Source organism: Rickettsiella endosymbiont of Dermanyssus gallinae (assembly GCF_019285595.1).
GTDB lineage: Bacteria > Pseudomonadota > Gammaproteobacteria > Diplorickettsiales > Diplorickettsiaceae > Rickettsiella_B.
Map to the genome: position 1 here is coordinate 1519903 of NZ_CP079094.1, position 25057 is coordinate 1544959.

The window sequence follows — 25057 nt, forward strand, 5'->3', positions numbered from 1 at the left end:
GCGCCTGTAGCTCATCTGGATAGAGCATCGGCCTTCTAAGCCGAGGGTAGTAGGTTCGAGTCCTGCCAGGCGCACCATCAAGTAGAGGTGTTTAATGGTGGACGTAGCTCAGTTGGTAGAGCCCTGGATTGTGATTCCAGTTGTCGCGGGTTCGATCCCCGTCGTTCACCCCATTTTCACAGGGCCGTTAGCTCAGTTGGTAGAGCAGTAGACTCTTAATCTATTGGTCGATGGTTCGAACCCATCACGGCCCACCAAAAAAACCCTTAAAAATCAAATACTTATACTACGTTTAAATTTATCGTTTTCTCTTTCAAATTCCCTTGCGCGACTTTTGCGCGACTCTCATCAACTAAGCTACTTTTTCTTAAAACCATCAAGTGTCTTCCTGATTCACATACTTTATTAGCCGCACGAATAAGATTACCTAATTCAGCTGCTGAATAATGAGTAGTAACACTCCTTGTTTTGTGTCCTAGCAAGACTTGTCTATCTTCAAAACTTACTTCGGCTGAACGTAATCGATAGCCAAAAGTATGCTTTAAATCATGTACTCTCACTTGAGATAGACCTGCTCGTACACGTGCTTTCTTCCAAGCTGAATTTAACATCCGTGTTATAGGCTTACCGCGAAAAGTAAAAACATATTCAGAATGTTCACCTCTTGCTTCCTCAATAACACGTAAAGCATTTCTGTTTAAAACAACTAAGCGCTTTTCACGATTTTTAACTTCCGTTGAAGGAATGATAAAAACAGAACCTTCTGGTATTTTGATTTCCCATTTCCATTTTAAACAACAAATTTCATGGTCACGGCAACCTGTATTTACCGCAAACAAAGCCATGCGTTTCAAGTGCAAAGGTAGTTCATTTAACAATCTCGCTTGTTCAGTAATTTGAAGAGGATAAGGTTCTCTTTTATCCGTTTCACGTAGCAATTTAATCCTGGGCGCTTTGTGTACCCAACTTAAATTATACTCATCCTTCCACTCGTGTTCAGCAAGATTCAAAATATGTCTTATCACTTGTAAACCACAATTAATCGTTCGCCTTTTAACACCTTCAAGTGCTCGCTCTTTGATATAACGCTTTAAACTATCCATATGAATTGAATCGAGCGCTAAACCACCAATGTATTTATCTAGCTTTTTTAGATGAATAGCATCAACACGCAAACTTGCCTTGTCCTTTTCTGCTAAATATTTCGTAGCTGCTTCTCTAAAAATCCGTTTCGGTCTAACTCCATAAATACTGGCTTGCCGAATCTGCTCAAGACGACGAACTAAATAGCGCTCGGCTTCTTCGAGAGAACCTGATCCAGTGCTTTCTGAAATGCGACGTCCGTTGACTTTTTTGTTAATGTGCCAAATGTTCCCGCGTTTAACGAGTCCTGGCATTTTTTTTCTTCCCATAATGGTTTCCTCTTTAATGGAGGACGACCCTTACACTGCTTATAATCATCCACCCACGCATCTAAATCAAGTCGATCAAAAGCAATCCCTATTTCTCCAATAGGCACTACTGTTAAATAAGGTCTTACTTCTTCATTGAACCGATGACGATCCATCCCTAAATAAGTTGGTGCATCCCGCAAGCGAATAAGCCTTGGTTGCATATTTATTCCCCCCATTTCAATTTATCCAAATTGATTAACTGAAACTTAATTTAGATTACTAAATAAAAATGTATGCATGCGTACATTTTTTTTACATAAACTACGCCGGTAACCAAAAAAATAATAAGGAGTTTTTTTATGCACGAAACAACTCTAAGAAAAATAATTCGTTACTTTGGAAGCATTACTAAAATGGCCAATAAAATTGGGGTTAGCCGAGCAACTATTTATCGTTATCTTGATGGGAGTTCCATTCCACCGGACATTGCCTTTCGTATTGAAACTAAAAGCAAAGGAAAATTTAACTATAAGGCGTTAATTCCTTGGAAAGTTAAATACAACTTAGAGCTTGATACGTTTCCATCAACCCTCATGCACTTACCATTAAAGTACATCGTTATCCCAGAAGAAATTCCTTATTTTACTGATCAAAAAAACCTATCGCTGCATGAACACCGCGCTATCTGCGTAGATGAAAATAATCAGCTCATTTATGGCTTAGAATCCATCGAAACCAGCAAGAAACATGAAAAGAAAACGGTACTTTCTTGGCGGATTTCTTTATCCGCTCTACTAGAAAAAAAATATGAACCCAGTGTATTAGTTCAAACATTTTTAAGCAGCGAGCGAGCAGCCATAGGAATTGCGCTAAAAAGATACATTGGAGAGCGTCGCGGTAGAAATAATGTGGGCAAATTGCCCACAATTAAAGGCGTAAAGACCCGAGACATTACCGCTAAGATATTAGGTTTTTCCTGTGAAAGAACCTTCAGGCGTATCCAAAAGATATTACAGCACGGTTGTTCTGAATTGATCGAACAAATTGATCATAAAAAAATATCAATATCGAAAGCCGCACATTTATCGAAATTAACCCATCAAGAACAGAAAAATAAATTAAATATTAACTAATGGAAAAATATCATGCGTGATTATGCACAAATCTCATCCAAATTTTGGATAAGCCCAATGGGTAAAAAAATAAAAGATTGTGGGCTAGAAGCAAAAGTCCTTGCGTTGTATTTAATGACCTGTAGTCACGCTAACATGATTCATTTTTATTATTTACCCCTCTATTTTATCGCTCATGAAACAGGAATCCCCTTAGAGGGCGTTTCAAAAGGGATCAACGATCTTATAGAAATAAAATTTTGTTCCTATGACGCTGATACGGATCACGTTTGGGTACATGACATGGCGGCGGATGAATTAGGCTCACTTAAAAAAGGCGATAAGCGTGTTATACATATTCATAAAATCTATAAAAAACTCGCTAATATACCCCTTAGAAACGCCTTTTATGAAAGATACCGTGACTTATTTTATTTAGACCCTTCTAAGCCCCTCCGAAGCCAGGAACAGAAACAGGATCAGAATCAGAAACAGAATCAGGATCAGAAACCATTTCAGAAACAGGATGGTGATGTTGGCGCGACAGATGTCGCGCCCAGCAGCAGCCCATTAAAAATTCTTGTTAATAAATCCTTATGTTTAGTAAAAACGCCACTCGCTATCGACATTGCCATACCGCTAAAAAATAACCATCATTTTTTGGTAACGCCTACACAGCTAGAAAATTGGCAAAAAACGTATCCAAATATCAACGTTTTACAAGAACTACGCCAAATACAATCCTGGAATGAAGCAAATCCCGCCGAACGTAAAACAACACTGACGATTCCTCGACATATCAATACTTGGCTAGCTAAAGAACAACGAGAATCGTTACACCGTCAACAATCATCGCCCGTAAAACGCGTTAATAGCTTAGCTGAGCGTGGGTTAAGCCCTACGCTAGATCATAACCTTACCGTGGGTAAAAAATGGCTCAATTGTTCTGCAATGACCAAAGAATAACCAGGAGAAAACAACATGCATGACAACGACAAAGAATTATTTTTGCAATGGCTAACCCTGTTAGCAGAATCTTTTAACCGAAAAATGTCTAATTTATTGCTAGAGACGTACTGGCAATGTCTCCGTGCCTATCCTTTCGCCAAAGTGAAAGCCGCTATATTGGATATCCTGAGAAACCCCGATCGCGAAGTATGGGGCATGCCCATAGCAGCCGAATTAATTGAATTGATCCAAGGCAATAGTCGTCAGTTTGCACAGAATGCGTGGGCACAAGTTATCCATACCATACGGACGATTGGTCGTTATAACAGTGTGGTATTTGATAATCCGATTATACATTGTGTCATACGTGACGTGGGCGGATGGATTTACTTATGCCAGCAATCCGAAAAGACATTATCATTTTTACGCCAAGATTTTATAACCCGCTACCAAAAGTACCACGCTAATCCTAGCATTAATTATCCCCGTGTATTGAGAGGCAGTTTAGAACACGATAACGAGGCTAATGGCTTTGCTAATAGTCAACCCGATCCGATGCTAGTCGGTGATCCTAAGCGCGCCTTATTGGTTTATAAAAACGGTAGTAGCCCATTGGAGGTAAATTTTCCATTGTCTCTTTCAAAAGCCACTCAGCAATTTGAATCCGAAAAATAAAAATAAATAGGAACAAATTATGTTTAATTTAGTTGAAACCATCTCGCAGTATAATCAAGCGCATCACTCAAACATAAAATCAAATAAAACCTGGGGTCTTGCTTATCTACAGCCAGAAGGCTTGGCTGTTTTAAATAACGGTGAACAACTCACTGAAAAATCCGTTTACCATGCCTCACACTTTGTTACCGATCGTAAAGCCTTACACATGGCATTAGCCAGAGCAAAACACCAGTCGCCTCATGAAGCATGGCCGGTTTTTAAAAATATCATTCAACAATTAAAAACGGATCAATCCATTTTAGATCGATTAACTTGGGAAGAATCGCTTGCACGTTCATTCAGTTACCCTATTTTAGAGCAACGTTTTAACGAGGCAAAAGTAGAAAATGATACTAAGACTCAACAAATGATTAATCAAACCTATAAACAATGGAAAATACATGAGCCTTTTCAATATCATTCAAGCCAAGGTTTATTATTTTTATTGGATGTTATTACCCGATATCAAGATCATTTTTCAGAAGCACAAAAAGAACTAGGGGCAAAACAAAAAGCATGGATGAGCTCTGTGCGTCTTCCCACGGCTATTGCTGAAAATTATGAGTATTTTTTGCTGTTACAGTCAAATAAACTTCACCTATTAAGAGAACAAGTGATTGAAGCGTTGTTATTACGCTTAAAAGCCATCGAATCTCAAGGGCAAGTAACTTGTGATGATGCTGGCTCTATTTTTGCAAAATGTATCCCATCGTTAGGGTTGCCCACTATTCCGTTGCCTCACTATCAATTGAAGCTTGATAACGCTACATTTAATCAAATTCAGCGTGCTATCGAAAAGTATGGCGATGTAAATCAAAAAAAATGGTTGTATCAATTAAAAAGGTATCAACTTAAAGAATATGGTTTTATTACTCTAGCATCACACCGTTTATTAATTCCAACGCCTATAAAGAAATGGGTTGGATTATTTTTTAATCATCATCGCTTACAATTCTTAGAGGCACAGCAAGCGTTATTAGCACAACTTTCTTTTCCTATGGTTTTTGATGTCCAATCCTCTGAAGCACTGACCTTATCTGATCCGGCATTACAGATAGTCATAACACGCCATGAATTGTTACAACAGTCACTTCAATTACTTATTAAACAACAGCCTAATCACTGGTGGCAATGGCAACAAAAATACTGGCATAAAGCATGGAAAGCCTGGCTTATCGAACAAATTCATAACAATCAAGACTGTTTATCAGATTGCTTAGCCGCTTTTTCCCAGCACATACAAAGCCATAAAGAGCGGCTAAATGAAACGATATATCGTGAGAAAGTACAAACGACTATTCAAGTTATCCAAACATTAATCGACAACGATCCGCCTGAACATCAAGATACATTATTAACATCGACACTTGAACGTTTGTCTACCTTACTAAAAGAACAAGAGGAGAAAAATAACAGACAAGCATTTTCTGCTTCGGATACTTTGCTACAGAGTTTTAAAACCGATTTATCGGCTGTTTTAGCCAATTATATGAAATATTATCAGGATCAAGGCATTCCTATTCCAGAAAAAATCTTCCCAGAGATTAACTATTTATCAGATATACTCATAAAATCCACTGATATTGTGAAATTTGGGGAGGAACTTACACAACGCTATCGACAACCTATTTTGTTTAAATGGATGTCTGCATTGGATTTCAACACGTTGCGTCGTCATTTAAAAACGGTGCTTGATAATCCAAAATACAGCATGGAACAGTTAAAATTGGCCGCGCAGCCTCAACAGGAAACCGATGATTTATCTGACTCCTATTCGTTTTGTGATAGCCTATCTTCTCACAGTTCATGGAAAGAAATTGAACCGCTACCAACACAAGCTCAATCATTAATAAACAATCCTGAAAATTCCCCTTCTTTTTTTAGAAACTCTTTTAAATTCACTGAGCAACCGTCAAACACTTTTACAGTTCGTGCTACCGCATAAATAAATTTTAAAAGCATTTCTGACGAGGAGAAAAAATGAGCGATAAACAAAAAAACAGCCTCACTATAAAAGGACAGAGAGTTACAGATGACGTCTATTACCAAAAAGCAATCAAGATTAACCAAATATTACATGATGGCTCAATCAACAAAAGCAATCGGGTGCGGGTCGTTGCAACAACCATTCTAGCTTTATTAAAAGATAGTGATATAAATCGTGAAAATGACTGCCTTTCCATGATAAATGAGTTAAATAATAAGGCTGAAGAGGTATTACACGAAAAAGACAAACGAGAATTTATACATTATATAAAAATATCGGTTCCCCCTATCTTTGATAATCACATTAAATTTAAAAAAGCATTACTAGAGACCCTGCAAGTGCTTGAGAGTATCAATATTTGTTCCTCAATGAATTCAGGTACAGATATTTTAGGTATATTTTATGAGAAATTTTTAAAATACGGCAATGCCGCAAAAGAAATGGGGATTGTTTTCACACCTAAACACATCACTCGTTTTGCCGTTGAGGTATTAAATATTACCAACAAAGATAAAGTTTTAGACCCCGCCTGTGGAACAGGCGGGTTTTTAATTTCTGCGCTTGATAAGGTAAAAAATGAAGTTGGCCAAGAAGAATTTGAAAAATTTAAGTCCGAAGGAATTTATGGTATAGAGCAAGATCCCGAGATTGCTGCCCTAGCACTTGTAAATATGATATTTAGAGGAAGTAGCCGCGTTAATCTTGAAGGTGGAAATTGCTTTACAACCAAGAAATTTATGGACTTAAAAGTATCAAAAGTCCTCATGAACCCTCCTTTTTCGCTTAAAAATCCTGATGAAAAAGAATATAAATTTATAGACTTTGCTTTAAATAAGATGGAAAAAAGAGGTTATTTATTTGCCATCATTCCTAACTCAGTCATGTTGCTATCTAACGCTAAAAAATGGCGAGCTAAGCTATTAGAGGAAAACACTTTAAAAGCCGTGATAACGTTGCCAGGTGACCTGTTTTACCCCGTAAATGTATGTACTTATGCCATTATTATTCAAAAAGGAGTTCCCCATAAGGATTCTAGTGTTATGTGGGCTTGGTTAAAAGATGGACTTGTAAAAAGGAAAGGGATTATGGTTAGCGCTCCTTCACAGAAAAATAATATAGAAGTTATAAAGCATGCGCTTACTTCACATCTTAATAACGTTAAGTTAGACGCTAGCCAGCGTGAATTTATACAAAAACCAATCAATTATGATAGCTATCTTGAATACGCTCCAGAAAGCTATTTAGAAGATGAACAATTTTCAGATACAGAATTGGCATTACAAACCAAAATCGTCGTAAAAAACCTTATTCCTTATTATTTATGCAAACAATAGATTTTTATTTTGAAATACAACGGTGTAAGTCTAGTAATTTATATGATTACTCAGCGGGGGAAATTCCTTTTGTCTCGAGTACAAAATTAAATAATGGTGTGGTGAAATATGTCAGTCTTTTAGACGAAAGCGAGCTAATAAAAAATGTTCCTTGTATCGTGGTCAATACCTTTGGTTTTGCAACGGTTCAAACAAAACCCTTTATTGGTGGGGGTAATGGAGGAGGTTATATTAATCCATTAATTCCAAAACAAGCCATGAGTATGATTGAATTAGCTTATTATGCAGGTCAAATAAACTTACAATCTTGGCGTTTCTCTTATGGTAGACGCGCCATTAAACGTAGATTAATAGCGTTAAAATTGAAAAAATTCGACAAAAATATTTTCAATGAGAATATTTTACTCGATTTAAAAAATAATATGATGCTTCAAATCAATCATTTTATTGATGATTTTAGTCATATTGCTCTGTTATCAACATAAATAATATAAAATAACACCCGTCATTAGAAATTAACTATATATATTTATTTTAATTATCTTTACTTATAACCTCAAATATCATAAAAAATTTTATGGTATATTAAAATAATATAGTGCTTTTTAATGGACATTTACTATGCCCCCAATATCTCAAAAATTATTATTTCTTTTTTCATCTGACAGACGACAAGCTATTGCTGACGGTATTATTACACTCGAGCGGTATCTACAAATCCCATCAGATGAACGCGAGAGCATGAAATATCTTTTTTCATCCGATGGGCGTCAAGCGGTTGCTAACGGTGTTATTACACTTGAGCAATATCTACAAATTCCATCAGGTGAACGCGAGAGTATGAAATATCTTTTTTCACCCGATGGGCGTCAAGCGGTTGCAGCAGATGTTATTACACTTGAGCAATATCGAAAAATCCCATGGGATGATCGCTATAGCATGAAATATCTTTTTTCACCCGATGGGCGTCAAGCGGTTGCTGACGGTGTTATTACGCTCGAGCAGTATCTACAAATCCCATTCTATGCACGCGATATGATGAAGTGTCTTTTTTCACCTGACGGACGACAAGCAGTTGCAGCAGGTGCTATTACACTCGAGCAATATCAAGAACTCCCAAGGGTTAAATGCCGAAATGCAATAATTGCATTACAAGATCCCTATACACGACAAAGAATAATAAACGGCCAAATTACTATTGAAAACATTCTAGGCATCGACCCCCTTCGCCTTCTTCCACCCAACTGGCAACAAGCGATTGCTGAAGGTGTTATTACACTCGAACAATACCGAAAAATCCCACGCTTTGCAGCACATGAACGCGCGAGCATGTACTCTCTTTTTTCACCTGACGGACGACAAGCAGTTGCAGCAGGTGCTATTACACTCGAGCAATATCTACAAATTCCATGCCACGAACGCGATAGTATGCAATATCTTTTTTCACCTGACGGGAGACGAGCCGTTGCTGAAGGTGCTATTACACTCGAGCAATATCTACAAGTCCCAAGGGCTGGCCGCCAAAATGTAATGATTGCATTACAAGATCCCCATACGCGGCGAAGAATAATAAATCGCCAGATTACTATTGAAACCATTATAGGCATCAACTCTCGTCGTCATCACGCTGACGATATTGCCGTTACACCCATTTTTAACGACGTGCAAAGTACTCATACCGCTAGTGTGCATGAGTCTGTTGCTAAATCCGCGACTCGATTGGCCAAGCTTTATAAATTAAGAATTGACGGTGCTGGTTTAGAAAATACTATTGGAAAGGCGCAAGCCTATATCAATAGCCTACCAGATGACTCTGAAAAAAATAAAGCAGCTCAACGAGGTTTTTCAAGGATCCTAGCACCTGATTACACTTTTACTGACCCTAGCTCCCAAGTCTCAACAAGAAAATTATTAGCGTTAGCGTTTTTAGCAATACATGATGGCGAGAACAGGTTCGGTAGTCTTGAAGATGCAGAAATGCAATTTGTCGAAGCGCTCTATGAAATACAACGGGGATATAACTTATCAGACTCAGGCGTCGATGAAGGTGGTACAGACCAATACATTTGTCCTCCAGGAGCATTTAACAAGCTCATCGAGAAATTACAAGGCATTCATCCTGATTGTAAGATTCTATATCTTACAGAAGAAACGGCTTCATTTAAATTACCTATCATTGTTCGTGAAGAAGCAATGCGATATTTAGCAACCTTCGCTAATCCTAATACGTCTAAAGCACTACTTGCATTTACGCGCTTAATGGCGCAAATAAAAGAAGAAGGCGTGAAAGTGATTTGGGATCACATTAAAAACAATATCACTACGCGTATGTTTGATGACTTTGGCAGCCTCTATCGAGATAGAATCGATCCTAATTTTACAGCGCTAGTTGAAGCTGGAAAATACGCGAAATTAGAAGACTTAAGCACATTTCAAGAGCAAGTACAAAAAAATTACCTTAGTAAGCATGGATCTGATGGCTCAAAAGCGCAGAAACAAAATATTACAAATCCAGAAAAAACATTAATCTATACCCAGATTAATCTACAACTAGATAAACTGGAAAACAAAGCTAATAATTTACGCGATCGTGATCATATCCTCGCCTATTGCAAAGCGAACAATATCGTTCTTATATTGCGTGATTTAAATCGTGATTATTTTATAGATGAAAAAATTAACTATAATACTTATAAAAAAAAATCATTCGAAATCATTAACCAACAACGACCTGAATTAGATAAACATCGGGGTTATAAACAAATCTTAGGCAATTTATTGATATTCATTGCCACATTAGGTGCAGGACAGTTAGTTAATAAAGCTTGTAATGGTAATTTTCTATTCTCTCAGCGCTTTTTTAAGACAGATTCAGCAAAATACATTGATAAGTTGAGTAATATGATAGAGAAGCCACACGCCTCTCTACACTCGTTTGGGGGTGACATTCTTTAAAGATATTTTGCTACGACTGATGCGACTGAAATTAATCCGCGATACATCCTATGTTCACGCCCGCGCCTCCCTCAAATGACTTTACGGCGCGGGAATTTTTCTTGCTTTGCCCGTCAACGCGCTCCTGGACTGCATAATGCTTTCGCAGTGCTTTTATTTTGCCCCGTCTTTTGATCTTCAGTTGTAGCGTGAAATAGACCTACTACCGTCTCCGGTATGGTATTGACTGTACTCAATACTCGGGATGTAATTGGGAGGCGAAATAGACTAACCCATAATCTTTTTGCTACAGTAGGTTGCGGTGTAATCAGTTGTTTTTTTTCAGCTAAACTTGAAGTGGTTTGTTCAGGATCTTCTGTTAACTGTTTTCTGAGAGCTGGAATAAGAAAATTTAGTATATTACCCAATATTGTATATAAAGCACTGTTCTCGCCACTTTTGGCCATTGTTTCATGCATGTCATGATACTTAGCTTGGAAGATATCTAAAGCCTTGGCAAGATCCTCTTCTTTCTCTGCTAATAACATAACAGATAAATCACCGATAATTTCTTGTACGGTCATCAATCGCTCTTTTGCAATTTCCTTACCAAATTTAAATAAATTTTTACGTCCGCATACCCACAATTGTTCTATGAACGGTAATTCTTTGCGGAGCTCTGGATACACTCGCACTGAAGCTGTAACAAAGTAATCTTTCAAGTCCTGAAAAAGAGTCTCTATTTCTTCCGAAGTTTTCGATGGCAGACCATTCAATACCTTATTGTAAGCGATAGACAGTGCTTTACTAGGGTCTTTTGGGTCTTTTGGGTCTTTGAAAATAGCTTGTATTAAAAGCAAAAGCCTATTTTTAATAGCCTCCTGTGACTCAGACAAATCTTTTTCAGATGAACCTTTTTTAGATGTGTCTTTTTCAAAAGCAGAAGATAAATTAGAGAATAAGGGCAACATATCGACTTGACAGGTGCGGTAAGCATAAAACCAAGCTTGCACTATGGAGTCATCTTGCTTATTCGGAAGAAGACAATGAGTGAGTGGATTAGGAATGGCACTCCAGTAGTGACAAACCCTTTTCGGATCTACCCCTATATAAATCACTTGTAATAAATCATCTTCAGTTGGCACTTGCCACTTTTCCACATTTATCCTTTTGGTCTTATACAGATAAGGAAATAAGTTGCCAGTCTGAGTGGTAACACTAAAGGTATTAGTTTTGGCTTTCTTGATACGTGCCACACCCGTGTTATGTTCTTGATCTTTTTGTGCTTTGGAGGCTTTTTCTTGCTCTGTGCAATAGAGAGCATGTTTCACTAAATAACCATCTTTATTATTCAGATTGTCCTGCAATTTAGTTTTTAACCGTCGAAGATCTTTTATAAACACTTTAACCAATTCTTGCGTCATCCAACCGTAGACATTTATTCGTACTTGGAAATCCCGCCCCATTTCAATGATATCCTTCCGAGAAATAATCGTATGAAATGATTCTGGCAATTGGATCAACGTATCACTTTTTTCCCAGATAGCGTGGCAATAACTATCCAGATGTTCTTGAATAATTTTATCTGGATCTTCAACAATCGATAAGCTTTTTATCTTAGTAAGTGCTGATCTAGGGCTACATTGGCTAAAAAAGCAGGGTGAAACTAAGAATTTTTCAAACAACTCGATAGGATCCTTATTTCCTTTTTCCGCTTTGATCAACTCTAGCATTCCATCGAGAACTTGGTTTTTCGGCAACCAATAACATGATGCATCCAGTGTGCTGAGAATCTGAATAAGCTGTTCACACCTTACGATTTGCCAGTCACGTAAAATGTTGGCCATTGCATAAGCCAACCGATCAATTTCAATTTGTTTCATCGGACGTTTAGGAATTTGTTCCATTGAACATTCAGAAATAGGTTTACGTAAGAAAATTTCGGAAATCTGTAATTTTTGTTTGGAATGTTCTATCGCATGTTGGAGAATATGCTCTCCAACTGCTATCTGATCAGATTTAACTAGCAAGGGACTCCAGGCTGGATTGTCCAATAGATTAGTCTGCTTTGTTTCGTGACTTTGTTGAAATGTTGCTACTCGAAAAATACCCTGTCTGACTTCATTCTGTTTAGCTTTAGGCGGCCAAGAAAAAAACCCGCCTGGATTATCCTCCAATAGGTTAGTCTGCCTTGTTTTGGTGCTTTGTTGAAATGCTGCGAATACTTCAATGATATTAGTACAGTTCTTGGCAAGTGTTTTATTTTGGGGCAAGATCTCTTTCATTTTTTTCAATATAAGCTCCCGAGGGGAATGCATACACTGTTCGATCTCTTGCTGTAATTGTTCAAAAAAGTCAGGCGCATTCTCTCTTGTTTCAGGTAGGGCTTCACGGATAGACTCAAAGACTTGCGCAAATCGACCAGCAATCGCTTGTCCTGTTCCTTTCAGTAGCTCCATGTATTTATTAATTTGTATTAACTGGGCATTATACGTGTCAATTACTGTTGTTCCACTTAATGAATCGGCAAGATATAATATTTGACGAGGTGGTGGTGCAGCCGTAAGTAAAAATTGAGTGAATGTACCTTCAAAGTCTGTAAATTTAGTCTTAAGTTCTAATAAATCATCTGGGAACTGCTCGTCATTATTATTAGAAGTCAAGGTCTTAACGAGATCTTTTAAAACTTTATTGAATTCTAAAAAACTGGATTGTGCTAGCCGTAAATTATTAACACTAGTACCTAGTTTAGTTAGATATTTTTCCGCTAGATCCTTAACCGCCTCCTTGTCAGCAGCCTCGGCTGCCTCGAAATCGTAAACTGTTTCTGCTTCTCGCTCTAGTTTTCGAGATAGATTTTTTCGATCGCCCCTTTCGATAAAGTACTTTTCTATAGCTTTTTTAGCAGCACTCCCCCCTTCATAACTGACGTGGCCAGTCACATACCCCATATGAATTATATGTACAACTTCAAGTAGCTCCCATGTGATTCCAAGCACCGCAATCGCTGTTATTTTTTCAATAATCATTGCTATCCCCTGTTATGTTTGATTTCTGCTTTTTCTTTCGCTCAGTACACTTTAAGTTAAATGGGATTCCTAACTTATCAGATGATAAGTTTTTCATGAGCTAAAGCTAACTTTATATTGTGCAAAACAAAACCATGACCATCCCCGCTTCATAAGGAATAATTGGTTAGTTCTAAGATAATGAAATAAATAAAGTAGATGATTAAATATTGAAGATGTATTTTCTAATGAAAAATTGCCAGTACATTTCAAAATATTAAGCGAATCAGACAATCTCATTCACGCCTCCTTTTTATTTTAAATTGAGCATATCAACATTATAAAGTCCGCATCTTATCCTTATTTTATTTACTAAATCTACCCATAGTTATATTTTGAATAAAATAAAGGTAATATTATATTTGTTTTTTATATGATAATAATCCACATCGAAAAGTAATTTATATTTTTATTTTTTCAGAAAATAAGTAAGCCATTACCCACTATATTGAGCAAGCTATTTGGAGTCTAGTAGACTGTAAATGCTTCTAAGCTTGATTTATAAAGACTGCCCGCCCATTTCACGATGTGAAAACCAGCCAAGACCTCACTTTTCCATCGTCTCTACGATACTTGTAAAACTGAGGTCTTGGCTGTTGGGCGGGCATAAAATAAATCAAAGTAGAAGTAGTAGGAAGTAAAGAAAGAGAAGAGGATAAAATATATCATAAAATAGTTAAAAAACTTAACCACGGTCGCTTGGGCTTTTATGAACAGCCCTACTTTGTGGATAATTTTTTTAACTATTTTATAATTTTCCTATAATATGAAGCTGGTATAAACAAAACAGTAGTAAATGAGTTTTGTTTTGATCTATATAATTTTTAAGGATTGATAAGTTATGTCTGAACTTTCAAAAAAAAAATATTGTAGCGTTTGTAGATTTATTGGGTTTTAAACAGGCCGTAGACTCCGGCACGGAGGAAAACAAAAAAGTAATATTTGAACTCCTTAAACAAATAAGGTGCGGAAAAAATAATAATTGCACTGCGCGTATTAATACAACCGAATCAATTACTGAAATACAAATAGAACCCATAGTATCGACATTTTCAGATTTTATACTTATAGCTATTTTAGAAGAATTATTTAATGGAATTCTATCTTTGCGACATGCGATAGTAGAAATATTAAATATCATTCAACAATTATCAAATTTTGCAATACAAAAAGGCTTTCTTATCCGTGGTGGAATATCAATCGGATATTTTTTATATGATGACTGTATTCCTTTTGGAAAAGCTTACAATGATGCTTATATGTTAGAATCCAAAGAGGCAGTTTACCCGAGAATACTAGCTTCCCAAGAGGTGGTGGACTGCTTTAATTCAGACAAAAAATGGGGAACAAAAGAATACTTTCTGAAAGATGATATTGATGGGCGTTATTATTTGGATTATTTACCGGCCGCTTTCACGGATCCAGCTCAAATTGATGTTTATCGGAAAATTATTCAAGCAAAAATAGCTGCATTAATGAATGATCCAATAAAAGATGAACACCATAAGAGAATTTTAGATAAATGGTTGTGGTTTAAAAACTATTTTCAGTACACAATTGATAAAATTACCATAAATAATGCTTGTTGTTAGTAACAGGATATTAAAACCAAGGGATTATCTCTTATTTTGTTACTTAAAGCGCACTAATGAACTTGACTACTGATTAAAAATAGAGTGAACTTTATATACAAGAATAATATGGATAATCCTTTTGAAATTAACATCCCGTGATGTAGAGATTTTAAAATTTATCAATGAATTTGGCTTCTGTGAAATGCCACAGATCAACCAACGCTTTTCCTTGCGAAAACCCCGTAATTACCAATTACTCAGTAAACTAGTTCGTCATAATCTGTTACAGCATGAGCGAATTTTGTATAAAGAGCATGGCATATTTCGTTTAACTCAAGCCGGCGCACGTTTCACGACATTACCTCCCATGCGCCGAATCACCTTTGCAAATTATCACCATGATCGCATGGTAATAAATCTTCATATTAAGTTAATGGCAACTTATCCAGATGCCACCTGGATTAGCGAACGAAAGCTAAAGCATGAGAAATGTAAACTAGGCGTGGGTAAAGAAGGCCACTTACCGGATGGGATATTAGTGTTTCCCAATGGAATCCAGGCGGCTATTGAAGTAGAACTTACCTCTAAAAGCAGACAGCGTTTAGAGGATATTTTAAAAACCTATGCCACCCAATTTGCTTTACAAGAAGTTTGGTATTTTTGTCATGAATCGATGGTGCCACGATTAAAAGAAGCGGCAAAAGCGATGCCTTTTGTCAAAATTTATGCGCTAAAAACATTTTTAGAAAAACAGCCCACTCACGTGCCTGCGCTTACAGGATAGTGTTTTATCGAACAACCACGAGAAATTATACAATGCGTGCTGATTGGACTTTGTTGTTTTATGGCAAAGTATCGTCGGTTTGCTGGGTGCTTTGCTTTTTCTTATCTTAATTCGTGGACTTCGTTATTCCGTTTGGTCGATATTTTTAGTGGGTATGGTGTTGGCACTTGCCAGTATTTTATTGATCGAATGGCAATCACACTTCACCTTATCTTTTTTGGATTTTATTCACGCCGGCTTTGCAACACAGTATTTTTGGAAAGTGTTGTTTTCATATGGCTTTGGTACCGCCTATTTATTTGTTTATCAGCAGGTATTTTACTATGTGCTTGGCTTTCCATTAGTATTTGCTGGTATTTTAGGCATGACCGAATGGATTCCGAATGCAACGCATGAATTTGAACTCAAAGCGATACGACGAGGCAAAGCCTCCTTGTCGAATCAATCAGAATTTAATTGGAAAAAATACATTACTAATCCACATAAACGATTGCAAGAAGGAACGCTATTAGGCTTCTCTGCTAAACGAGAAGCGGTGGTTATCCCTGATCATGCTATCAATCAGATGCTCTTGGTATTGGGTACGACGGGCGGTGGTAAGACAGTGACTTTACGGCGCTTTTATCAACGGGCTGTGCAGCAAGCGTATCCCCTGATTATTATTGATGGAAAGCCCACCGAAGAAAACGTCGCTTGGTTACAGAAAAAAGCACAGGATCACGGCCGCACCTTCTATGGTTTTAACTGCGCGGATAAACACCATTATGATCCCCTCGCCCACGGTGGTTATACGGAACTTAAAGACAAGCTGATTAGTTTAAAAGATCAATGGGAAAACGATTATTATCGCTCGATTGCTGAAGATTATTTGCAAACTACGTTTGAAGTGCTGTTATATTTGAACGAACCCTTTGATTTAAAGACCGTCGTTAATTGTTTAGATTTTCGAGAATTGGCACTTAAAGCACGTTCCATTGATGATGAAAAACTGAAAAACCGTGTACTGCGTTTACAACAGTATGACGCGAAAGATATTACGGGACTACAGGCGCATTTGAACTTATTAATCCATTCTGAGCTCGGCGCTTTTTTTGAGAAAACAGATAATACCTTTAATTTAGAAGAAATCATTCAAACCAACAGTGTGGTGTATTTTGCCCTACCCGCCTTACGTTTTCCGAGTTTTGCCAAGGTTTTAGGCAAGTTAATTATTAATGATATTAAAGCGGTGATTGATCGTTTAGAAACCAAACAACGCATTTTTACGGTATTTGATGAGTTCTCTGTCTTTGCTGGTGAGCAAGTATTAAACCTCGTGAATATGGGGCGCGGTAAAGGCATTCATGCGATTTTTGGTACGCAAGGCTTAGCGGATTTAAAGCGTGTTGATGACAATTTTGGTAATCAATTATTAAATTGCGTGAATACACTCATTTGTCATCGGTTGAATGATCATGAAAGCGCTGAAAGCGTAGCCAGTTGGATCGGCACACAAGATGGATTTGTTGTTACTGCCCAGATTAGTGAGGATAAATCAACGGGGATGGGTACAGCCAAACGCAATAAGTCATTCATTATTCATCCTGACTCTATTAAGCAAGAATTACAATCAGGCGAAGCCTTTTACATTAGCAAAGTGAATCAATTTCAGCATAAAAAAGTAAAGATTATTTTTACAAAATAATTAAAAAAACACTATTTTTATAGTGATTTTTTATAAAAATTAAGTTAAAATAAGTGAATCAAATACTATCCTTTTTATTAAAAAATGTCATTACGAAAAGGGAAAAAAAGAAGATTCAAATTAATCTATTTAGCACTAAGTCTTTTCTTGTTTTTCCCTTCCCTGTCATGGGCTTTTGGCGGCGAAACACCCGTTAGTCAAGGCCTTAGTTATATTATTGATGCTATTTTTGGCACCACAGGAATAGCGCTTGCGACCGTTTCTATTTTTAGCGTGGGAATAGCATGTGCATACCATTATTTTGAGTGGGCAATATTTTGGCAAACGTTACTCGGCATATCCGTTATGTTTGGTGCCGACGGTGCAGTAAGAGTGATACATAGCCTTTTGCATTAAAAACGATAATAAGGAGTAGCATGAAAGAATATCCGATCGAAATTGATTCTTTAGCACTCGCCTTAACACGACCTGCCCTATTTATGGGCATACCGATGCGTCTATTTTTCGCTAATCTAGGGGGAAACATAATTATTTGTCTTAATCTGCATTCTTTAATCGGTATCCCCTTGTTTGGTGTCATACATCTAATTTTATTTCGACTAACGATGAAAGATTTACAATTTTTTCGAGTCTGGCACAAATACATCACCCAAACGCCGCCGGTCTTAAACTGTGGCTTTTGGGGTGGAACGAATAGTTATTCGCCAGGATAAAATAGGCTTTCTAGAATGAAAAAACTAAAAAAGCGTAAATTTAAGCCCTCAGAGCGATTGCTGCGAGTAGAAGCCAATGCGTCACGGCACATTAATATCGTAGGACACTATGACGATAATACCTTGATCGACAAAAGCGGGAAACTCATTCAAATTATTAAATTATCGGGTATTGATGGACTCGCGCAAGGTGAAGCAACATTAGATGCCTATAAAAATCGTCGTAATAGTTTATTAAAAAGCTTTTCCTCTGAATATGCTATTTATTTTTGGATAATACGTCGCCAGACGACTGATTTTACCGAGGGTGAATTTAAACCAGGCTTTGCACAGCAATTAAATACAAAGTATCGCCAGCAAATTCAGCAACGGCCAATGTTTCAAAATGAAATTTATTTAGGAATTGTTACTAAGCCGGCGGAAGGAATTTTAAATCAAGGGTTTGATTGGTTTAAAAAACTAAACCACCAAGCTGATCGTGCTGCACAGCAACAACAAACACTTAAAACACATGAAGCCTTAACAGCAGCAACCCAAAAAATATTACAAACCTTATCGGATTATCAACCTCAGTTATTGAGTGTTTATCAAAAAGACGGCATTACATTTTCTGCGCCTTTAACGTTTATCGGTCAACTGATCAATGGGGATAAGCTATCTATCCCCTTACTCAAACAGGATGCTTCCTGTTATCTACCTCGAAAACGATTATTTTTTAATCGGCATAGCGGCAGCCTTGAACTGCGTGCTAATGATCAATTAAAACAATTTGCCGCTGTCATTTCGATTAAGGCGTATCCCGCCATGACCTACCAAGGGATATTAGATGGCCTTAATTCACTACGCATAGACTATACACTCACCCAATCGTTCCGGTTTTATGATCGTTACCTTTCTAAAAAACGTTTACGTGATCAGCAATACGATATGCGGCAAACCAAAGAGGAATCGATACGACAAACCGAACAACTTGATGACTCGTTTGATGATACGGCTAGTGGCGAAGTCAATTACGGTAAACATCATTTTAGCTTGGTTTGCTATGCTGACACCTTAGAACAATTAAACCAATACGTGAGCGAAATTACCGCCTTATTATCCGATCGCGATATCGTCTGTGTTCGAGAAGATGTGGCGTGTGAGTCTAGTTTTTGGGCACAACTACCAGGGAATTTTGATTACATCGTACGAGAATCCGATATCTCGACTAAAAATATCGCCGCCTTTGCGAGCTTACATGATTCGCCTTTGGGTCAACGTGATCATAATTTCTGGGGTGATGCGGTCACGGTATTAGAAACCTTATCCGGTAGTCCGTATTATTTTAATTTTCACTATAAGGACGTTGGCAATTTTATGGTGGTGGGTGCCACGGGTAGTGGAAAAACTGTCCTTGTTGGATTTCTGATTGCCCAGAGTATGAAATTTGGCGGCAAACGTGTGATCTTTGATAAAGATCGCGGATTGGAAATCTTAGTTAGAGCCTTAGGGGGCATCTATGAAGTGTTAAAGCCAGGTATGGACACTGGCTTTAATCCTTGTCAATTGGCGGATACGTCAGAAAACCGCACTTTTCTATTACAACTCTTTAAACAACTTTTAAAATCACCGACTAACCCATTGGACGAATCCGATATCAAAGTGATAGAAGAAGCCATTACCGGCTTGTATCGTTTGGATTCAAGTGAAAGACAATTTTGTCATGTAGCACCGTTTTTCGGTAAAAATAGTAAAGGATCACTGCGCGCACGGTTTGAGTCATGGCACAGTGGCCGTGAAAATAGTTGGTTATTTGATAATGCACAGGATTGTTTTGAACAGCAGCATTATGATTCCGATGTCATTGGCTTGGATTTAAGTCATATCCTAAAGGATGAAAGCTGCAAAACACCGACTTTAATGTATTTATTACATCGTTTTGGTCAGCAACTGGAAGGTCAACGTGGCATGTTCTTTCTTGATGAAGGCTGGTTAGCCTTACAAGACGGGTATTTTAAAAATATTATCAGCGATTTATCTCGTACACCGCGCAAGAAAAACAATTGCTTTGGTTTAGCCACACAGGCCGCTTACGATACGACCGCATCAAAAGTTACCAGGTTATTAACGAAGCGGCGGCCTGTAAGATATTTTTCCCTAATCCCAGCGCCGATCAAAAAACTTATATTGATGGCTTTGGTTTAAGTGAACGCGAATTTGAATTGATTAAAACATTACCCGATGACAGTCATTATTTTTTACTCAATTACGGTCGCGGTAAAGAATCTGTGGTACTCAGAGCAAACCTACTCGGTTTAGAAGACGAGATTGCCATTATTTCAGGACGTACAGAAACGGTGGCATTGCTGGATCGGATTCGTGTTGAAGTGGGTAATGATCCCGCTGTATGGCTACCGATTTTTCATCAGCAGAGAAAATCTCATGCGGCGTAACGTGGTCAAATTTATCCTCTTAAGCTTATTGATACTTTGCCCCTTAAAGAGTTATGCAGACCCTTTCATTAGCAGCGTGTTGCAAATTGCGTCACAAATCAAAGATTATCAAATGCAAATGGCCGATATCCAATCGACAATTCAACGCTTAGATAGTCAGATACAACAGGCAGTATCTGGTCACTCGGAATGGGGAAATTGGCAATTTAACGATTTTAACTCTTGGGGACTTAATGCGGATCGTTGGAGTTCGCTTTTAAATAGTACGGTCAATGGCGATACTAATAGTCAATTAGGATCAATGCTGCGTTTATTATCGCGAGAGTTTCCATTAGCCGTGGAACTTTACAATCGTGTTAATCCGAACAAATCCGATCAAAAATTCTATAGCTTAAAAGCAAAAACTGCGTTAGTAGCAAGAGCCGCCAGCCAATTGAGCTACGATAAAATTCAAGAACAAATTAACTATACGAACCAGTTGCGCCAACAAATTGGTACCACCTCTACCTTAAAAGAAGCGGTTGATCTCTCAAGCCGTCTAACCATCGAAAATAATTTGATTCAGATTGAAGTATTGCGTCAATTAGCGCTTATGAATCAACAGCATGCGATTGATGCACAAGCTGAGATCAATGATGAATTAGAGAATGCACGTTTTGTTGATGCGATGAGGTAACACATGAAGGAATATCCACTATGTCAAAACTAACGCCGTATATCACCTTAATTTTATTTTTAGGCATTTGTCTTGTGAGCTGTGCCGCAGAACCCCTACGGGCACCGTGTGATGCGATGGTGCTGGCTAAAACAAAAATTAATACATGGTAATGCTTTTTGCCGAAAGCTTTATTACGGATACGTTAGCGGCGGTTGATGAGGTCATTGGCTACTTTGTGCATACGACCTATGAACAATGGGTACAACACTATAGCAACACCTTAGTCGCATTGAGCACCCTTTATATTATGTTACTCGGCTATCGTTTTCTCATACGTACCTTGGATGCCGATTTAATGACTATTTGTCGGCATCTGATCGTTTTATCGATTGTTTGTAGTTTATGTACCAATTGGTCGCTTTATCATTTATTGATCTATGACGTGTTCACTAACGAACCCAATTATATCGCACAAATGATCGGACAAGCCCCAGGCCATGCCACCTCTCATGACTCCGTTGCACAAGGATTAAATCAAATCTTTAGCACGGGTATGGGCGCTGCAAAAATGATGTTTAACAAAAGCATTCGTCTTTTTTTCTGTGCGGCGGCTGTCTTTGTCTTTACTTTTTTATGTTGTATCTGTGCGTTAGGACTTTTAGTTTACGCCAAATTAGCGATGGCCATTGCCTTGGCGCTAGCGCCACTTTTTTTAACCTTTGTATTATTTGAATCCACACGCGGTTGGTTTGTAAGTTGGTTAGGAAAACTATTTAATTTTTCACTGGTACCTATCATCACCACCGGCATCCTGGCGTTGATGCTATCTGTTATCCATCTGGTGTTACCGGATTTAATTTATGAAGCCAGTGTCGGTAAACCGAATCTTTTTACCATGGGAATTTTTGGCGGATTATCGTTAGTCACTGCGTTTCTATTAAAACAAAGCTTATCCATCGCTGGCACTTTAAGCGCAGGGCTTACCTTAGCCGCCTTAAGCCAAGTCGGCGGTATGGTCAAATCAGCTCTAAAGAATAGTGGTATTCATGCCGCCGCCAATTTAGCCGGTCAAGGTTTTAACACTGCGCGCCGTGCATTCTCAAATCGTGCTGCCGCCCAAAAACACGCCTCGATTAATGAAGCAGTACAACAAGGAAAAAATCATTAAATCGGGTTGCTTTTTAAATAACAAAAAATAGTAAAAAACGATGCATGATACAAAAGAAATTAACAGTGATCTGAAACAAGCGTATTACCAAACGGCAACGGATTGGCGTTACGATATCTATCAAAATAAAAGTGTTTGGTTACGTTATTCACTCATCGGTAATGCCGGATTATTACTGACTTTGTTACTGGCACTCCTCACGCTGGTTTGTTTAGTACCACTCAAACAAAAAGTACCTTATCTGTATACGTTTAATCATGCGACCGGCGAAATAACCAAGCTAGGTGAATTAGAACCCACACACTTAACGGCCAATTGGCAATTGACACGTTATTTTCTGATTCACTATGTGATGAATCGTGAAAATTATGATCGTGATGATTTAGAGCGTCCGTATCAATTAGCCTGGGCGCAATCCAGTCCAACGATTCGTCAACAATATGATGCGGAAGTCGATAGCAATGCACCCACGTCACCGTATCAAAAACACGGTAAAGATAAAACGATTAGAGTAAGTAAAGTATGGCCTTCTCGTTTAAATGACCACACAGCCGTTATTCGATTTGAAAAGCAGTTACGTGATAAACGCACTAATACACAACAAATCGCGTATGAACAAGCTATTGTGAAGTGGCAATATCAATCCGTTAAAGCCACGCAAACGCAACTAGATAGAAATCCACTCGGATTTACCGTGACGTATTACCAAGTAACGCCCGTGAGTTTAAGCACTGAAGAAGGAAAACAAAATGAATAAAAAACTCAGTTTCTTTGTTTGCATCCTCATGATCATTCTCCCGCTTCATGAAGCAAGCGCCGCTTTAGTGCCTCGGCCTGTCGCGGCAGATCGGCATATTAAAATCGTGAATTATGATCCGAATAATGTGGTCATGATCCAAGGTGCTTATGGTTACGAAACACATATTGTCTTTGCACCCGATGAGGAAGTACAAACTATAGCCATTGGTGATAGCTTAGCCTGGCAAGCGAAACCGGTTAAAAATAATTTGATACTCAAACCAACTGCTGCCTCCAAAACGAATATGACAATACTCACCAATGCCAATAGCTATACCTTTCAATTAGATTCTAACGATATCAAGGCTTCCCCCACTTACCAATTAAAATTTAATTATCCGGTAGCCGGTTATGATCCTCAGGGACAAAGTAATGCGGTAGGTGTATGTGATCCGACAAAAATTAACTGGAAATATAGTTTCACCGGCGACCCGCGCTTAGCACCTATGGAGGTATTTGATTGCAACGGTCAGTTTACTTATTTCCGTTTCAAAGGTAACTTGCCAGCCATTTTTGTGGTGGATAAAAAGCGAAAGGAGACACTGGTTAATTATCACGTAACAGGAAAGTATGTGGTGGTTAATACCACTGCCCCGAGGTTTACGTTACGTCATGGGTCGAGTGTCACCAGTATTTACAACAATGCGCTTATCGGTGATTGGCAAGACGTGGTTAATGCGAGGTAATCAAATGGAAAAGCCAACCTCACAAACACCCTCCTCTGAAGGATTACCCGAGATTGCAGAGTCAACTAATAAAAAGCGCGTGCTACTCGTTATTCTCGGCGGACTGTTATTGTTATTAGTGACGCACTTTTATTTTAATGCTAAAAAAGAAACAATCAAAAGCGAATTTCCCGTCGAAGAAAGTTATACCACACCCAATACCCAGCCAAAAAAATCAAAAGAAAAATCAGATTCAGTCGAAACAAAACCTTTATCAGAACAACAACTCGCTTTATTAGGAGAAAAACAAAAAGAACTACAGCAACGCTTAGCCGCACCCATGATGGTATTCAATCAAGAAAATAATAACAGCCCTACCGTAAAATCCGATAAAACAGTGCATGCCGGTGAAGTGGATGCTAACCGCCAATTTTTGCAACAAGCCAGTACCGCTTCCAATTCCAATCAAACTGTTCAAGCCACAAAGATGGGCGCTTTAAATCAATTGATTGCAGAAGGACACATGATCCATGCCATTTTAGAAACGGCGATTAATTCTGATCTACCAGGTAATTTAAGAGCAATGATTGATCAGCCGATTTATTCAGAGGATGGATCACAAGTATTAATACCGCCAGGCAGTCGATTAATGGGTCAGTATAAAAGTGGCATGCTACAAGGCCAATCACGGGTTTTTATAGTGTGGACACGTTTAATGACACCGGATGGTGTGAGTTTAAATCTGGCTTCGCCTGGTGTGGATTCACTGGGTATGGCAGGAATGTCAGCCGACACCATTAATCATCATTTCTGGCAACAGTTTGGTACAACGGCATTGCTTTCAATCTTGGGTGTCGGTACATCGAATGTCGGTGTAGATAGTAATGCGTCTTATAACGCTTCACAGGCTTATCGTATGGCGATAACCAATAGTTTCAACCAAACAGCCCAGCAAACGCTACAAGCCGGTATGATTCCACCAACCCTATGGGTTAATCAAGGTAGCCCGATCCAAGTATTTGTTGCACACGACCTTGATTTTAGTGCGGTTAGTCAAACTACACATTCTAAAATGAATATTTTTTAA

22 protein-coding genes and 3 tRNA genes are annotated in these 25057 nt (G+C 38.1%); 23 read left to right on the forward strand and 2 right to left on the reverse strand.

Annotated elements, in window-relative coordinates; all coding sequences use genetic code 11:
- The 3 genes from KX723_RS07705 (at position 1) to KX723_RS07715 (ending at position 257) form a co-directional block, all read left to right on the forward strand.
- Positions 1-77 (forward strand) — tRNA-Arg (locus KX723_RS07705).
- A 20-nt stretch (positions 78-97) separates the two neighbouring features.
- Positions 98-173, forward strand: a tRNA-His gene (locus KX723_RS07710).
- A gap of 8 nt (positions 174-181) precedes the next feature.
- Positions 182-257: transfer RNA gene (locus KX723_RS07715), tRNA-Lys, on the forward strand.
- A gap of 24 nt (positions 258-281) precedes the next feature.
- Here the strand turns inward: KX723_RS07715 and KX723_RS07720 are convergent.
- Positions 282-1412: a tyrosine-type recombinase/integrase gene (locus tag KX723_RS07720; RefSeq protein WP_218813786.1), complete on the reverse strand. Its 1131-nt coding sequence runs from the start codon at positions 1410-1412 to the stop codon at positions 282-284.
- 341 nt (positions 1413-1753) lie between these two features.
- On the opposite strand from KX723_RS07720, the gene KX723_RS07725 reads away from it, so the two are divergent.
- From KX723_RS07725 to KX723_RS07755, 7 genes are all read left to right on the forward strand, one after another.
- The gene (locus KX723_RS07725; RefSeq protein WP_218813327.1) at positions 1754-2527 is read left to right on the forward strand and encodes a Cro/CI family transcriptional regulator; all 774 of its coding nucleotides are present in this window, start codon (positions 1754-1756) and stop codon (positions 2525-2527) included.
- A gap of 12 nt (positions 2528-2539) precedes the next feature.
- Positions 2540-3472 carry a hypothetical protein gene (locus tag KX723_RS07730; protein ID WP_218813787.1) on the forward strand — a complete coding sequence of 311 codons (933 nt, stop codon included), beginning with the start codon at positions 2540-2542 and terminating at the stop codon, positions 3470-3472.
- A 15-nt stretch (positions 3473-3487) separates the two neighbouring features.
- Complete coding sequence (locus tag KX723_RS07735) at positions 3488-4129, forward strand: DUF6475 domain-containing protein (protein ID WP_218813329.1); 642 nt, start codon at positions 3488-3490, stop codon at positions 4127-4129.
- A 19-nt stretch (positions 4130-4148) separates the two neighbouring features.
- On the forward strand, positions 4149-6116 hold the full coding sequence (locus KX723_RS07740; protein ID WP_218813788.1) for a hypothetical protein: 1968 nt from the start codon (positions 4149-4151) through the stop codon (positions 6114-6116).
- A 35-nt stretch (positions 6117-6151) separates the two neighbouring features.
- Positions 6152-7492, forward strand: a complete 1341-nt coding sequence (locus KX723_RS07745; RefSeq protein ID WP_218813789.1) for an HsdM family class I SAM-dependent methyltransferase — start codon at positions 6152-6154, stop codon at positions 7490-7492.
- Positions 7480-7977, forward strand: a complete 498-nt coding sequence (locus KX723_RS07750; protein WP_218813790.1) for a hypothetical protein — start codon at positions 7480-7482, stop codon at positions 7975-7977. The genes KX723_RS07745 and KX723_RS07750 overlap by 13 nt, the downstream gene beginning before the upstream one ends.
- 136 nt (positions 7978-8113) lie before the next feature.
- Positions 8114-10447 (forward strand): WD40 repeat domain-containing protein, encoded by a 2334-nt coding sequence (locus KX723_RS07755; RefSeq protein WP_218813791.1) that lies wholly within the window; start codon positions 8114-8116, stop codon positions 10445-10447.
- A 113-nt stretch (positions 10448-10560) separates the two neighbouring features.
- Here the strand turns inward: KX723_RS07755 and KX723_RS07760 are convergent, their stop codons facing one another.
- Positions 10561-13455, reverse strand: a complete 2895-nt coding sequence (locus KX723_RS07760) for a hypothetical protein (protein WP_218813792.1) — start codon at positions 13453-13455, stop codon at positions 10561-10563.
- Positions 13456-14381: 926 nt separating this feature from the next.
- Between KX723_RS07760 and KX723_RS07765 the strand changes: the two genes are divergently transcribed.
- From KX723_RS07765 to KX723_RS07820, 13 genes are all read left to right on the forward strand, one after another.
- On the forward strand, positions 14382-15086 hold the full coding sequence (locus KX723_RS07765) for a hypothetical protein (RefSeq protein ID WP_218813793.1): 705 nt from the start codon (positions 14382-14384) through the stop codon (positions 15084-15086).
- 121 nt (positions 15087-15207) lie between these two features.
- On the forward strand, positions 15208-15852 hold the full coding sequence (locus KX723_RS07770; protein WP_218813794.1) for a hypothetical protein: 645 nt from the start codon (positions 15208-15210) through the stop codon (positions 15850-15852).
- 43 nt (positions 15853-15895) lie between these two features.
- Entirely contained in the window at positions 15896-17536 is a 1641-nt protein-coding gene (locus KX723_RS07775; protein WP_218813795.1) for a type IV secretory system conjugative DNA transfer family protein, read from the forward strand.
- 84 nt (positions 17537-17620) lie between these two features.
- On the forward strand, positions 17621-17932 hold the full coding sequence (locus KX723_RS07780; protein ID WP_218813796.1) for a TrbC/VirB2 family protein: 312 nt from the start codon (positions 17621-17623) through the stop codon (positions 17930-17932).
- A 20-nt stretch (positions 17933-17952) separates the two neighbouring features.
- Positions 17953-18249, forward strand: a complete 297-nt coding sequence (locus tag KX723_RS07785; protein WP_218813797.1) for a VirB3 family type IV secretion system protein — start codon at positions 17953-17955, stop codon at positions 18247-18249.
- 15 nt (positions 18250-18264) lie between these two features.
- Complete coding sequence (locus tag KX723_RS07790) at positions 18265-20433, forward strand: VirB4 family type IV secretion/conjugal transfer ATPase (protein ID WP_218813798.1); 2169 nt, start codon at positions 18265-18267, stop codon at positions 20431-20433.
- Between the two features lie 17 nt (positions 20434-20450).
- Positions 20451-20681, forward strand: coding sequence for a hypothetical protein (locus KX723_RS07795; protein WP_218813799.1), 231 nt, complete (start codon positions 20451-20453; stop codon positions 20679-20681).
- Entirely contained in the window at positions 20671-21357 is a 687-nt protein-coding gene (locus KX723_RS07800) for a type IV secretion system protein (RefSeq protein WP_218813800.1), read from the forward strand. The genes KX723_RS07795 and KX723_RS07800 overlap by 11 nt, the downstream gene beginning before the upstream one ends.
- Positions 21358-21377: 20 nt before the next feature.
- Positions 21378-21509, forward strand: a complete 132-nt coding sequence (locus KX723_RS09780; protein ID WP_281421148.1) for a hypothetical protein — start codon at positions 21378-21380, stop codon at positions 21507-21509.
- A complete protein-coding gene (locus KX723_RS07805; protein ID WP_218813801.1) occupies positions 21509-22507 on the forward strand; it encodes a TrbL/VirB6 family protein in 999 nt (332 codons plus the stop codon). Before KX723_RS09780 ends, KX723_RS07805 begins: the two co-directional genes overlap by 1 nt.
- Before the next feature lie 40 nt (positions 22508-22547).
- A complete protein-coding gene (locus tag KX723_RS07810; RefSeq protein ID WP_218813802.1) occupies positions 22548-23264 on the forward strand; it encodes a VirB8 family type IV secretion system protein in 717 nt (238 codons plus the stop codon).
- Positions 23257-23991 carry a TrbG/VirB9 family P-type conjugative transfer protein gene (locus KX723_RS07815; RefSeq protein WP_218813803.1) on the forward strand — a complete coding sequence of 245 codons (735 nt, stop codon included), beginning with the start codon at positions 23257-23259 and terminating at the stop codon, positions 23989-23991. Before KX723_RS07810 ends, KX723_RS07815 begins: the two co-directional genes overlap by 8 nt.
- Positions 23992-23995: 4 nt before the next feature.
- On the forward strand, positions 23996-25057 hold the full coding sequence (locus KX723_RS07820; protein WP_218813804.1) for a TraB/TrbI/VirB10 family type IV secretion system protein: 1062 nt from the start codon (positions 23996-23998) through the stop codon (positions 25055-25057).

Excerpts from the sequence above, each read along its gene's own strand:
- KX723_RS07725 (WP_218813327.1), top strand. The coding sequence starts at position 1,754 with ATGCACGAAACAACTCTAAGAAAAATAATTCGTTACTTTGGAAGCATT.
- KX723_RS07740 (WP_218813788.1), top strand. The coding sequence starts at position 4,149 with ATGTTTAATTTAGTTGAAACCATCTCGCAGTATAATCAAGCGCATCAC.
- KX723_RS07785 (WP_218813797.1), top strand. The coding sequence starts at position 17,953 with ATGAAAGAATATCCGATCGAAATTGATTCTTTAGCACTCGCCTTAACA.
- KX723_RS07735 (WP_218813329.1), top strand. The coding sequence starts at position 3,488 with ATGCATGACAACGACAAAGAATTATTTTTGCAATGGCTAACCCTGTTA.
- KX723_RS07790 (WP_218813798.1), top strand. The coding sequence starts at position 18,265 with ATGAAAAAACTAAAAAAGCGTAAATTTAAGCCCTCAGAGCGATTGCTG.
- KX723_RS07760 (WP_218813792.1), bottom strand. The coding sequence starts at position 13,455 with ATGATTATTGAAAAAATAACAGCGATTGCGGTGCTTGGAATCACATGG.
- KX723_RS07800 (WP_218813800.1), top strand. The coding sequence starts at position 20,671 with ATGCGGCGTAACGTGGTCAAATTTATCCTCTTAAGCTTATTGATACTT.
- KX723_RS07745 (WP_218813789.1), top strand. The coding sequence starts at position 6,152 with ATGAGCGATAAACAAAAAAACAGCCTCACTATAAAAGGACAGAGAGTT.
- KX723_RS09780 (WP_281421148.1), top strand. The coding sequence starts at position 21,378 with ATGTCAAAACTAACGCCGTATATCACCTTAATTTTATTTTTAGGCATT.
- KX723_RS07820 (WP_218813804.1), top strand. The coding sequence starts at position 23,996 with ATGGAAAAGCCAACCTCACAAACACCCTCCTCTGAAGGATTACCCGAG.
- KX723_RS07815 (WP_218813803.1), top strand. The coding sequence starts at position 23,257 with ATGAATAAAAAACTCAGTTTCTTTGTTTGCATCCTCATGATCATTCTC.
- KX723_RS07805 (WP_218813801.1), top strand. The coding sequence starts at position 21,509 with ATGCTTTTTGCCGAAAGCTTTATTACGGATACGTTAGCGGCGGTTGAT.
- KX723_RS07755 (WP_218813791.1), top strand. The coding sequence starts at position 8,114 with ATGCCCCCAATATCTCAAAAATTATTATTTCTTTTTTCATCTGACAGA.
- KX723_RS07750 (WP_218813790.1), top strand. The coding sequence starts at position 7,480 with ATGCAAACAATAGATTTTTATTTTGAAATACAACGGTGTAAGTCTAGT.
- KX723_RS07810 (WP_218813802.1), top strand. The coding sequence starts at position 22,548 with ATGCATGATACAAAAGAAATTAACAGTGATCTGAAACAAGCGTATTAC.
- KX723_RS07780 (WP_218813796.1), top strand. The coding sequence starts at position 17,621 with ATGTCATTACGAAAAGGGAAAAAAAGAAGATTCAAATTAATCTATTTA.
- KX723_RS07730 (WP_218813787.1), top strand. The coding sequence starts at position 2,540 with ATGCGTGATTATGCACAAATCTCATCCAAATTTTGGATAAGCCCAATG.
- KX723_RS07720 (WP_218813786.1), bottom strand. The coding sequence starts at position 1,412 with ATGGGAAGAAAAAAAATGCCAGGACTCGTTAAACGCGGGAACATTTGG.